This is a genomic window from Kitasatospora sp. NPDC004289 (assembly GCF_053602875.1).
On sequence record NZ_JBSGEL010000132.1, the window covers coordinates 1 to 11,390 of the forward strand.

Here is an 11,390-nt window from a genome sequence, read left to right on the forward strand (position 1 = left end):
GGCCAGCCGCAGGGCGCGCCCGGTCGGCGCGGCCGGGGCCTCGTCCTCCCGGCGACCGATCCGCTCCACGGCGGCGAGCACCTCGCGGGACCGGGCCAACACCTGGGCGCCGTACGCGGTGGGCTTCACTCCGGTGGGCGTGCGCAGGAACAGGTCCTCGCCGAAGTGCCGCTCGATCCGGCCGAGTTGGGTGCTGACGGCCGGTTGGCTGTGGCCGAGCACGGCCGCCGCCCGGCCGAGGCTGCCCGCCTCGGCGATCACGCACAGGGTGCGCAGGTGCCGCAGCTCCAGTTCCACGCGCGGTCCCCCATCTCCTCGGGTGAGCACCACTGCTCCCGCCGGGAGGTTATGGGAGATCCGCCGTCCCGCCAAGAGCCGGAGGCGAACCCGTCGAGCGCGGCCGAAACCCGTCCCGACCTGCTGAAACACCGTCCGGAGATTCCTGTTATCCGGCCCGCTCCACTTGCTCTCCCAAGGGTCGGATGCGGCCGGACCGCACTGCCGGCGGGGCCGGACGTGCCGGACGGCCCGGCCCACCGTGCTGGGCCGGGCCGTCCTGCGTACCGGGCGGTGCGGGTTACCCACTCCCCGCTCCGCCCGGGGTCCCGCCGGTCACGCGGGGGTCGGTCAGTACGTGGTGGCGACCGACGCCCCGCTGAACCCCTGCTGGGCGTAGAGGCTGATGTAGTTCCAGCCCGCCGGCGGGTTGCTGATGGTCAGGGTCTCGGCGTTGGTGGCGCCGGTGGACCGCGCGGTGTACGAGGTGCTGGTGGCCCAGCCGTTGGCGTTGTAGTACAGGTCGGCGTTGCCGGTGCCGCCGGTGCTGGTGATGGTGAGCTTGGGGGTGCCGGCCGGGAGGTAGATGTACAGGTAGGCGAGGTTCCCGGTGGTGGCGGAGAGGTTGGAGCGGCCGCAGTTCTTGTCGAGCTGGCGGCTGTCCGCGTTGGTGCACTCGTTCGCCGGCGGGGTGGTGACGGTCCCGCAGTTGCCGGCGTTGCAGGCGGTGAGCCAGCTGTTGAAGTCGGCGTCGTAGCGGGTGCCGATGGTGGACTTCAGGTAGGTGTAGGCGCCCGCGTAGTCGCCGGTGCGGTACTTGGCGAGCACGGCGTCCACGTCGGAGCGGTGCGACTGGAGCATGTAACGGGTCGCCAGGTAGCCCCAGTTGTAGGTGCGGGTCTGGTCGGTGTTGTCGTAGGTGGTGTCGAAGAGCGTGGAGAGCGCGTAGCGGTGGGTGCCCGCCTCCGTGATCGCGTCGTCGTACTTGACGCCGCGGTAGTGGTAGGAGACGTACTCGGCGAAGCCCTCCACCCACCAGATGATCGGCTTGACCTGGCCGGCGTCGAAGTCGCCGTAGGTGTCGAAGCGGCCGTCGAGGTAGTGGGTGTACTCGTGGTTGAGGTTCCAGATCTGGAAGGCGGGGCGGACCCACTCGGCCTCGTACGCGATGAAGCGGGCCTGGTTGCCCACCGTCGCCGGGTTGCCCTCCAGGTACATGCCGCCGTTGTCGGTGTCGATGCCGAAGATGACGCCGGCGTAGGTCTGGTAGTCGCTGCTGGAGTCGAAGACCGAGACCTCGAGGTTGGTGTTGTTGTCACCGGCGACGGGGCCGTTGTCGCGCACCAGGTTGTGGAAGAAGGCGTCCTGGTTGGCCAGGCTGGTGCAGGTGGCGCTGAGCTCGGCGGCGCTCATCTGCTGGGCCTGGATCTTCAGGCTGGGGCTGCAGGTCTGACGCACGGTCAGGATGGCCGCCTTGACCCGGTTGGGCAGGTCGCAGGTGCCGTAGTACGAGCAGTTGGCCTGGTCGTACTGGTCGGCCATCTCGGCCACGCCCATCCAGAGCGCGGAGGTGCGGCCGGTCAGCTGGCTCTGGTCGAGCAGGTGCTTGGCCAGCGGGCGGACGGTGGGCTGGAGCGGCGCCTCCTGGAGGAAGCGGCCGAGCTCGCGGCCGGCGTTGGAGACCAGGTAGCCGGTGTCGGAGCCGAGCTTGGCGTTCCACTTGGTGGCGAACGAGTCCAGCTGGGTGAGCACGCTGGTGTCGTTCTGCACGGCGGTGACGAACTCGGGCACCTGGTGGCCGCGCCAGAGCACCGTGTAGACGTTGTTGACGGCCGCCTTCATGCCCCAGTACCCGTCGTACGAGGTGCCGTAGCCGTTGAGCAGGCGCTTGACGACGTACAGGTAGCGGGCGTTCTCGCCGGAGCTGTCGATCAGCGTGACGGCCTCGCTCAGGATGTCGCCGTTGGCGTCGGTGACATCGCTGGAGCGCGGGGCCGCGTAGAAGGCGTCCAGCGCGGGCCGGATCGCGTTCTTCAGGGTGGTGCCGTAACTGCCGACGGCGCCGGAGTTGTAGAACTGCACGTAGTACCCGGCGCGCAGGTAGAGCACCAGCTGCGCGGTCGACGTGGTGTTGTTGCCCGGGTAGTTGACGGCCACGTCGCGCAGCGCGTTGGCGATGGTGACCATCTGGGCCTCGCGGAACGCCTTGTTGGCGTCGGTGCCGGTGAGGGTGAACAGGGTGTTCACGCAGTCCACCGTGGCGCCCTTGACCGCCGTCACCAGCGCGCTTCCGGTGCGGGAGGTGAAGTCCGAGGTGTTGCAGGCGGCCGCGGCCTGGGCGCTCGGGGCCTGCTGCGTCTTGGACTTGGCATCCGCCGCGTCCTGGGTGCGGGGCGCCGTGCGCGGCGCCCGCAGGCTGAGGTCGAGCTTGGCGTCCTCCTTGGCGTGCGCCGCCTGCTCCTTGGCCACGGTGGCCGCGGCGGGCTGCGGGGCCGGGCGGCTGGGGCCGGCGGTGCTCGCGCTGTTCGCGCCGCTCGGCGCCTGGAACGGGCTGTTGGGGACAGCCTGGCTCTGGGCCGAGAGGGCGCCGAGCGCCATCGTGCAGGTGAGCGCCGCTGTGAACAGTGCTCTGGGCATGCGTGTGAAGCGCATGGTGAAGGTCCTCCGACAGCAGTGGGGGGTGCTGGGTGACATGTACCATTGCACGCCCATTGGCTGTTCAGGAAGGGGATAACCCCCAACTTGTCCGGGCCATAACAGCGTTAGCCCTCCGCCCGGGACGGGTGGCGTGGCCTCCCACCTCCGGGCCCTGCGTGTCCCTAGGATCGTCCGGTGCCGTCGCACCGACGGGCGGAGGAGGGGAGTGCCGGATGAGCACCGCGGACGAGGTGGCCCGGGCGTACGGGCTGGTGCCGCTGCCCGCCGAGGGCGGGCGGTTCGACCGGATCTGGGCCGGGCCCGAGGACGCCGCCGGCCGTCCCGCCGGTTCGGTGATCCTCGCTCTCCTCGGCCCCGGACCCGGCGACTTCTCCGCCCTGCACCGGCTCCCCCGGGACGAGGTCTGGCACTTCTACCGGGGCGATCCGCTGGAGCTGCTGCTCCTCCACCCGGACGGCACCGACGAGTTGGTGCTCCTCGGTGGCGACGGCCCCGCCCCGCGCGTCCAGCACGTGGTGCCCGGCGGCAGCTGGATGGGCGCCCGGGTCGCACCCGGCGGCGGCTGGTCACTGTTCGGCGCCAGCATGGCCCCGGGCTTCCTCCCCTCGGACTACCGTGGCGGCACCGCACCGGAGTTGGCGGCCGCCTACCCGCAACGGGCCGAGCTGATCCGGCAGTTGTGCCGCCCCGACGGGCCGCTCACCATGGCGACCGACGACCACTGGAAGGGCCGCCGTGACTGACCCCCGCCACCCCTCGGGCTCCGGCAATGCCGACCCCCTCGGCCTGGCCGGCCTGGCCGTCCTCGTGGTCGGCGCCACCGGCGGGATCGGCGCCGGCGTCGCCGAACGCTTCGCCGAGGTCGGCGCGGCAGTGGTCCTGCACGGCCGCCGCTCCACCCCGGCGCTGGCCGGGGCGGCCGACCGGATCACCGCCCGGGGCGGCCGCGCCGCCACCGTCCACGGCGACCTGGGCAGCGAGACCGAGACCGCCCTTGCCGTCCAGCGCGCCGCCGAGCACCACGGCCGCCTGGACGCCGTGGTCAACTGCGCGGGCATCCAGCCCGTCACCGCCCTCGACCAACTCACCGACTCCGACTGGCAGTCGGTGGTCGACATCGACCTGTACGGCCCCGTCCGCCTCACCCGGGCCGCCGTTCCCCTCCTCCCCCCGGGCGGCTCCATCACCCACCTGGCCTCGATCGAGGGGAGCCGGCCGGCCGTCGGCCACGCCCACTACGCCACCGCCAAGGCCGCCCTCCTCATGTTCGCCCGCGCCGCCGCCCTGGAACTCGGCCCCCGCGGCCTGCGGGTCAACACCGTCTCCCCCGGCCTCATCGACCGCCCCGGCCTCACCGAGGCCTGGCCCGACGGCGTCACCCGCTGGCGAGGCGCCGCCCCGCTCACCCGCCTCGGCACCCCCCGCGACGTCGCCGACGCCTGCCTCTTCCTCGCCTCCCCCCTCGCCTCCTGGATCACCGGCCACGACCTGGTCGTGGACGGCGGCGTCGGTGCCCGTCCCGGCTGGTGACCGGACGGCCGTGCCCCGGTCACCCGACGGTGCTCCGGGACGGGCGGCCCGCCGCCAGGACGGGGCTGTCGTGCTGGTACGGCAGCCCGACGGGTGCCGGGTCGCCCGGGTCGGCACAGCCCACGTGGGCGAGCCGCACCACCCGCAGCCGGTGGAACGCCGAGGCACCGGCCGGAGCCGTGTACGGTCGCAGACCGGGCACGCGCCGGCTCGGCAGGAACAGCACCGGAGCGTCCGGGCGCAGCAACACGTCCAGGTCCAGCAGGAGTTGTTCGGTGCGGCCCGGCGAGTAGCCGCTGACCAGTGCGAGGGACAGCCGCGGCAGGCCGAGGGTCGGCAGGAGCAGCGCCTCGGCACCGAGGTCGGTGGTGTACGGCCCCCGGACGCCGGACGCCGCCCGGCCGGTGCCGAGCGTGAAGGCGGGCGTGTGGCGCTCGGCCAGCCGGTGCGCCAGGCAGGCGGCCCGCTCACCGACGGCCAGGACGGCCGCGGTGGGTCTCCACCCGGTGGACTCGGCGATGGAGCGCCGCAGGAGCAGGGCGCACTCCTGAGGGTGGCGGCTGCCGCAGCGGATCGGGACGGGCACGGGGGCGGGCGTCACGCTCGGGACTCCTGGACGGGTGTTCGGCCCCGCGGCGGCGGATCGCACTCCGCCCTCGGTACCGGACCGGATCCAGCTGGGCCGCGGACTGCCCCGGCCGGGCTCCGCCGCGCACGGCGTGGTCATCGGACGGTGAGGGTGCCGCCCATGAACGGGTGGATGTCGCAGAGGTACGGGTAACTGCCGGGGGCGGCGGGGGCGGTGAAGGTCGCGGACGCACCGGCCTCGATTCGGCCGGTGTCGAAGGCCTTGCCGGTGGCGGAGAAGGTGTGCGGAGCAGTGTCCTGGTTGGCGACCACGATCCGGGTCCCCGGGGCGACGGTGAGGTCGGCGGGGGCGAAAGCGAAGTCCTTGATCGTGAGGTTCACGGCCGAGGCGGTGGGGGTCTCCCCGTTCGGGGGCGAAGTGCTCACCGTGGCGACCGGGTTGCCCCGGGTGGGACCGGTCGAGCCGGAACAACCCACCGCGAGCATCAGCAGGACGGTGACCGCAGCGGCGATCAGGGCACGGGCGGGGGATGTGTGCACGGGCGTGCTCTCCAGGTGAGGGGCCGGGGCAGGGTCGCGCGATTCCCGTCCGCGACCCTGCCCCGGAGTCGTCAGACCGTCAGGAGGCTGGGGCTGGCGGCCTTGTCGACGGGCAGGAAGTCGGCCGGGACGGGGTACTCGCCCAGCACGTAGTGCAGGATCGCGGCGTGCATCGCCTCCACCGGCGCGATGGTGGCGGCGGTGGCGATCCCTGCCGGGCTGGTGACGTTGTAGGTCGCGAACAGGTAGGTCTGCGCGGCCTGGTCCTCCAGCTGCAGGGCCAGCCTGGCGACCGACCCGACGTCGGTGACCTTGCCGAGGGCCGCGGTGACGTCGGCCTGGTTGGACAGTGGCACGTTGGTGACGGCGGGCTTGCCCGCGCCGGTGAGCACCGCGTTCCAGGCCTTCGCGTGGTCGGCGTGCTGGGCCATCGCGGTGGTGACGAAGGTGGCCACCGCCGGCGGCACGGTGCCGAGCTTGCCGGCCTTGGCCGCGTCCAGCGCCGCCTGGTAGGCGCCGACCGCCTGGTTCTCCAGCGCGGTGGCCAGCGCCACCACTTGGAGGTCTCCGGTGTACTGACCGGACGCCGACGCCGACGGCTTCGCGGAGGTGCCCGAGGCGGACGGCGAGCTCACCGCGTTGGTGGCCTTCGGGTCGCTCGAACAGGCGGCGAGCACCAGTGCGGCACCCACGCCTCCCACGCCCATCAGGAAGCGGCGCCGGCCGTGGTCGGCCCGCCCTTCCTCGCCGCGGCGGGTTCGGATCTCCTCGGCCAGGTCCACCGCACTCGCCCGCATCGCGGGCAGGGAGTCCTGGTGGGCCTGCTCCATGTCCCGGGTGAGGCGGCCGAGTTGGGCCTCACTGATCGGCAGCTCCCAGCCGCCCTTGCCCGTGCCCGTCACTTGACGGCTCCTTCGCTGATCGGGGAGGCGTCCTTGGTCGGGTAGAACGCGTCCGGGAAACCGACGCTGCCGGCCGCTGCGGGCAGCTTCGCCGGGTCGACGGGGATGGTGACGAGGTCGGCGGCGTTGCCCGCCAGCAGCGCCTGGACGGCGAGCAGGGTGGCCCGGTGCTGCGCCTCCACCGGCGCCACGGAGGCGAACAGCTTGCGCAGGTCGGCGTTGGAGACCTGGCCGACGTTCTTGGTGTACGTCTGGGCGGCGACGTCCTCCAGCGTGATGGCGAGCTTCACCACGTCCGCCGGGCCCTTGATGGTCGGCAGCGTCTGGTCGACCACGGCCTTGTACTTCGGATCCGGTCCGGTCTGCGCCTTCCGGCCCGCCTGCGTGGCGGCCGCGTTGAACGCCTTGGCGTGCGCCTGGTGCTGCTCGGTGGTCTTGGCGATGAACGCCGCCACCGTCTTGTTGCCGTCCTTGATGAACGGCAGCGTGGCGGCGGTCTGGTAGACGCTCACCGCCAGGTTCTCCAGCGACGCGGCCGTCTGCAGCGCCATGATGTCGTCGGCCGTGGCGGTGGCCGCGAAGGCCCGCGCCGAACCGAACAGCGCGGCCGCCCCGGCCACACCCGCCAGGACGCCGCCGCGCTGCCACCAGCGCCGCGCGGCGGGCTCGGTCTCCTGCCCGAAGTCGGCCAACGCGCCCCGGGTGATCCGCAGCGCGTCGCTGTTCAGGTCCTGCGACTGCTCGGTCAGCTCTTCCAACAAACGGGTGTCGATGCGCTCTGCGGCCATCACGCCCCCATCTCCTCCGATGCCCGCACCACGCGGACACATCGCAGGCACTTCGGCGCACCCCTCCGGCCGGCTTGCCCCGTCGGCCGGCATTCACCCCTGGGGGCGAACGTTCGACGCGGCATTGACGACCGGAGCCGCACCGGGACCGGCGGCCCTCACTCCCGCCCGTTCGACACGTACCTCCGGTCGCCGCCGAGTTCGACGTAGAGCTCCGCCCAGCGCCGGTCCTCGGCGGTGGGCGCCGCACCGTCGCAGAACGGCTTGGTGCCGTTGGCGGTGTAGTAGCGCATCATCTCCAGGACCGCGCGCGGCTCCGCTCCCTGCCCGGAGGTGTACCGGGGGCCGGGGCGTTCGGGCTGGTGCGCGAGGCACGTCGGGGCGGGGACGGCCGGCCCCGCGTCGAAGCTTCCGTCGGCCGCGGAGGTGCAGGCGGCGGCCAGGGGCGCGAGCAGCAGGGCCAGGCCCAGGGCGGTGGCGGTGCGGGTGGTCACGGTGGTCCGGTCTCCGTTCGGGGTGGTGGTCACAGGGCCGAGGGCAGGCTGCGGACGACGAGCCCGACCCCCACGGCCAGCACGAGGAACGTGGTCAGGAGGCCGCTGTACGGGGCGAGTTGACGGAGCGCCCGGGCCACCGTGCCCTCCTGCACCGCCCGTAGCCGGTCACCGACCCTGACCAGCAGCAGGCCGACGGCGGTGAGGGTCGCGGCCATGCCCAGGCCGTAGGCGACGACCAGCGCCGCCCCGAAGAGGGTCCGCCCGAGCGCGACCGCGCCGAGCAGCACCACCAGCGCGGACGGACTGGGAACGAGGCCACCAGCGATCCCGAGCCCGATCAGCCGCCCGCGCGAGGGGGCGTCAGGGCCGTGGTGGTGCCCGCCGAACCAGCCGTGGTGATGGTGCCCGTGGTCGTGGTCGTGCCCGTGGTCGTGCCCGTGCCCATCGTGATGCCCGTGGTCGTGGTTGTGGCCATGGTCGTGGTCGTGGCCATGGTCGTGGTCGTGCGGGTGCGGGTGCGGGTGCTCATGCAGGTGCCCGTGGCCGCCGCCGTCGGCTGCCGCCGCGTGGACGAGTTCCCTGCGCGGCTCCTCCAGGGCCTGGAGCTGATCCCCTTTCCGAGCACGGGAGTTGGGCAGGCGCCGGACGGCATCCCGCAGCAGGCTCACGCCGACCACGGTGACCAGGAGTCCGCTGAGCACGCCGAGCCACCCGAGCAGCACGTCCCCCGCGAGCGAGGAGAAGGCCGTGAGGCAGAGCCCGACGACCAGCACCCCGGCCGTGTGGGTGGCGGTGACGGTGGCCCCGACGGTGACGGCGTCCCGGGTGCGCCCGTGCCGCCCCGCCAGGTAGGCCGCCATCACGGTCTTCCCGTGGCCGGGCAGGAGGGCGTGTCCGGCCCCCAGCAGCAGGGACAGCAGGACGGCCAGCAGACCGAGCGGGACGGTCAGCCGCTCGGCGGCCCCGAGTGCGGCGAGCCTGCCGTCGAGGCGTGCCAGCCAGGCGGCCGGGCCGGAGGTCGGTGCCACCCCCGCCACTGCCCCGACCTCCCCGCCGTCCCCGGGCCGGGCCCGGAAGCGGGCGTGCGTCACTCCACTCGGACTTCCGAGCAACTCCTTCGGGTAGTCCCGCAGTTCTCCGGAGATCGAGCCGGCCGGCACGTCCGAGTCCGTCACGACGGCGCCCTCGCCCCGCACCACGATCTCGTTCCAGCCCACCCGCGTGGCATCGATCCCGCTGGCCACGTGCACGCCCGCACCGCCCTCCGGCAGCCGGAGTCCGGCCCGCAGCCGGCACTCCAACCGGCCGCTGCGCAGACCGGCCGCGCCGTCCTGGTAGTCGAACCGTGCGGAGCCGGTGGCCCACCGCAGCGGCGCGGCATCGGCGTCACTGGTCACCCGCAGGCGCTCGGCGACCCGGGTGCACTGCTCGGTGGCCCAGGCGTCGCGCTCCCCCTCGTCCACGGTGCCGTCCCCGTCGCGGTCCACCCGTGGCTGGTCCTGAAGGGTGGGGATCTCGGCCGCGTCGACCACGGCGAGGAGATCGAGACGGTCCGGGTGGACCGTGAACCCGAGGTAGTGGTTGACGGAGAAGTTGCCCAGGGGATGGGCCTCGGCGGCGGGAGCGGCCGGGCCGGTCAGCAGCAGGGCGCCCGCCGCCACCGCCACGGTCCGGGAAAGAGGTCGTGGGACTCGCACGCTGGTCCTCCGGTGGGTCTCTGACGCCGGGTGCTCGATCCCGGTCCGGTTCGGGGCGGGCCGGCACGGGCCCGCGCTCACATTCGTGGCAGAGGGCCCGCGGATGGCCGCCACCACCCCAACGGAGCCGGAGGATCACCTGCGCGGCGCAGGAAACGGGCGGACATGCCGATGTATCGCACGCCTGCCCCACCGGGTGGCAGCGGCTCGGGCTGCGCGGGCGCGCCGACGGTCCCCCCGACGGGGCCGTACGGGTGGCTCCGGTGCTCCGTCCGGGTGGCCCGGCCAAGCCGTGGTCCGCGCACGACCGAAGGCGGCACGGGACGCGGTCCACAGTTCGGACCGACCGGGTTCGCCCGGGTCCCCGGTTCCGCGCACCCACAGCCCGGAGCCGACGTTCCGTCAACCGATCGAGAAACGGACCCACATGAGCGTCAAGCGCCAACGTGCCCGCACCAGCTCCGCCGCCCGCTCCGCGGCGGTGCTGACCGCCATGGGCCTCGCGCTGGCCGGCACAGCCCTCCTCGGCACGGGCGCCGGCGTCAGCACCGCCTCCAGCCACCGCGAGGCCCCGCTGATCGCCGCCGACCCGCAGGTCGACAACACCGACCTCTACGCCTTCACCAGCCCGGAGGCCCCCGACACCGTCACCCTGATCGCCAACTGGCTCCCGTTCCAGGAGCCCAACGGCGGCCCGAACTTCTACCCCTGGGCCGACGGCGCGCACTACGACATCAACATCGACTCCCAGGGCACCGGCAAGCCCGACATCACCTACCGCTGGACCTTCCACACCGAGGACGCGCGCGGCACCGGCACGTTCCTCTACAACAACGGGCCGGTGAACAACCTCAGCGACCCGACCCTGCTCTTCCGGCAGTACTACACCCTCCAGGAGCTCCGCCCGGACTGCGACCCGGTCACCCTGGTCGACCGCGGTCAGGTCGCCCCCTCCCACACCGGCCGCGCCTCCATGCCCAATTACGGCATGCTCCGCGACCAGGCGACCGTCCAACTCCCCGGTGGAGGACAGACGGTGGCCACCCAGGCGGCCGACCCGTTCTTCCTCGACCTGCGGGTCTTCGACCTGCTCTACGGCGGCAACCTCTCCGAGGTCGGCCAGAACACCCTCGCCGGGTACAACGTCAACTCGGTCGCGCTCCAGATCCCCAAGAGCCGCCTCGCCTACAAGGGCGACGCCACCCGCAACCCGGTGATCGGCGTCTGGTCCAGCACCGAGAAGCAGACCCTCAAGCTCAGCCCCGGCAAGGCCGACCCGGTCGGCAAGTTCGTCCAGGTCTCGCGTCTGGGCAACCCCCTGGTCAACGAGGTCGTCCTCCCCTCCGGTCTCAAGGACGCCTTCAACTCCCTTCCCCCGTCCGAGGACCACAACCAGCCCGCCGTCGTCGCCCGCGTCCTCGAACCCGAGGTGCCGAAGCTGGTCCAGGCGATCTACGGGCTCCCGGCCCCGGCCACCCCGCGGACCGACCTCCAGGAGATCTTCCTCACCGGCATCGCCAAGGCCGCCAACGGCCCGCTCGCGGTCGACCTCAACTCCCAGCTCATGAACCAGGACATCGACCCCGGCGCGTTCGTGCCCGCCGAGGAGCTGCGCCTGAACATGTCCACCCCGGTCACCCCGAACCCCGACCGCCTCGGCGTCCTCAACGGCGACTTCCAGGGCTTCCCCAACGGCCGCCGCCTGGGTGACGACGTGGTCGACATCGCCCTCCAGGTGGTCGAGGGCGCCACCCCGGGCAACTTCGTCGCGGCCCTGGCCGCGGGCGACAAGGTGAACTCCACCGACAAGCCCTTCGGCGCCACCTTCCCGTACCTGGCGCTGCCCTACGACAAGGCCGTCAACCAGGCCAACTGACCCACCGGCGGTGCGGTCGGCCCCACCCGACCACCGGC

At 73.0% G+C, this 11,390-nt stretch carries 11 protein-coding genes; 3 read left to right on the plus strand and 8 right to left on the minus strand.

What is annotated here, in order from left to right; translation table 11 throughout:
• A partial coding sequence (locus ACWEPF_RS38830) for a LysR family transcriptional regulator (protein ID WP_452176366.1) occupies positions 1-297 on the minus strand: 297 nt, incomplete at its 3' end.
• 330 nt (positions 298-627) lie between these two features.
• Positions 628-2,913, minus strand: a complete 2,286-nt coding sequence (locus ACWEPF_RS38835) for a M9 family metallopeptidase (RefSeq protein WP_452176367.1) — start codon at positions 2,911-2,913, stop codon at positions 628-630.
• A gap of 233 nt (positions 2,914-3,146) precedes the next feature.
• On the opposite strand from ACWEPF_RS38835, the gene ACWEPF_RS38840 reads away from it, so the two are divergent.
• Positions 3,147-3,677, plus strand: coding sequence for a cupin domain-containing protein (locus ACWEPF_RS38840; protein WP_452176368.1), 531 nt, complete (start codon positions 3,147-3,149; stop codon positions 3,675-3,677).
• A complete protein-coding gene (locus ACWEPF_RS38845; protein WP_452176369.1) occupies positions 3,670-4,464 on the plus strand; it encodes an SDR family NAD(P)-dependent oxidoreductase in 795 nt (264 codons plus the stop codon). Before ACWEPF_RS38840 ends, ACWEPF_RS38845 begins: the two co-directional genes overlap by 8 nt.
• A 19-nt stretch (positions 4,465-4,483) precedes the next feature.
• Here the strand turns inward: ACWEPF_RS38845 and ACWEPF_RS38850 are convergent, their stop codons facing one another.
• The 6 genes from ACWEPF_RS38850 to ACWEPF_RS38875 all read right to left on the minus strand — a co-directional run bounded on the left by ACWEPF_RS38850 (position 4,484) and on the right by ACWEPF_RS38875 (position 9,476).
• On the minus strand, positions 4,484-5,065 hold the full coding sequence (locus ACWEPF_RS38850; RefSeq protein WP_452176370.1) for a hypothetical protein: 582 nt from the start codon (positions 5,063-5,065) through the stop codon (positions 4,484-4,486).
• 122 nt (positions 5,066-5,187) lie between these two features.
• Complete coding sequence (locus ACWEPF_RS38855) at positions 5,188-5,592, minus strand: cupredoxin domain-containing protein (RefSeq protein ID WP_452176371.1); 405 nt, start codon at positions 5,590-5,592, stop codon at positions 5,188-5,190.
• A 71-nt stretch (positions 5,593-5,663) separates the two neighbouring features.
• Positions 5,664-6,494 carry a ferritin-like domain-containing protein gene (locus tag ACWEPF_RS38860; RefSeq protein ID WP_452176372.1) on the minus strand — a complete coding sequence of 277 codons (831 nt, stop codon included), beginning with the start codon at positions 6,492-6,494 and terminating at the stop codon, positions 5,664-5,666.
• The gene (locus ACWEPF_RS38865; protein WP_452176373.1) at positions 6,491-7,282 is read right to left on the minus strand and encodes a ferritin-like domain-containing protein; all 792 of its coding nucleotides are present in this window, start codon (positions 7,280-7,282) and stop codon (positions 6,491-6,493) included. Before ACWEPF_RS38865 ends, ACWEPF_RS38860 begins: the two co-directional genes overlap by 4 nt.
• Positions 7,283-7,440: 158 nt before the next feature.
• Positions 7,441-7,809 carry a hypothetical protein gene (locus tag ACWEPF_RS38870; protein WP_452176374.1) on the minus strand — a complete coding sequence of 123 codons (369 nt, stop codon included), beginning with the start codon at positions 7,807-7,809 and terminating at the stop codon, positions 7,441-7,443.
• On the minus strand, positions 7,806-9,476 hold the full coding sequence (locus ACWEPF_RS38875) for a nickel/cobalt transporter (protein ID WP_452176375.1): 1,671 nt from the start codon (positions 9,474-9,476) through the stop codon (positions 7,806-7,808). The genes ACWEPF_RS38870 and ACWEPF_RS38875 overlap by 4 nt, the downstream gene beginning before the upstream one ends.
• 427 nt (positions 9,477-9,903) lie before the next feature.
• Here ACWEPF_RS38875 and ACWEPF_RS38880 point away from each other — a divergent pair, with 427 nt between their 5' ends.
• A complete protein-coding gene (locus tag ACWEPF_RS38880; protein WP_452176376.1) occupies positions 9,904-11,352 on the plus strand; it encodes a DUF4331 domain-containing protein in 1,449 nt (482 codons plus the stop codon).
• Positions 11,353-11,390 lie beyond the last annotated feature (38 nt).

Bases quoted from the DNA above. Each gene is read 5' to 3' on its own strand.
- ACWEPF_RS38880 (WP_452176376.1), top strand. From the start codon at position 9,904: ATGAGCGTCAAGCGCCAACGTGCCCGCACCAGCTCCGCCGCCCGCTCC.
- ACWEPF_RS38840 (WP_452176368.1), top strand. From the start codon at position 3,147: ATGAGCACCGCGGACGAGGTGGCCCGGGCGTACGGGCTGGTGCCGCTG.
- ACWEPF_RS38835 (WP_452176367.1), bottom strand. From the start codon at position 2,913: ATGCCCAGAGCACTGTTCACAGCGGCGCTCACCTGCACGATGGCGCTC.
- ACWEPF_RS38865 (WP_452176373.1), bottom strand. From the start codon at position 7,282: ATGGCCGCAGAGCGCATCGACACCCGTTTGTTGGAAGAGCTGACCGAG.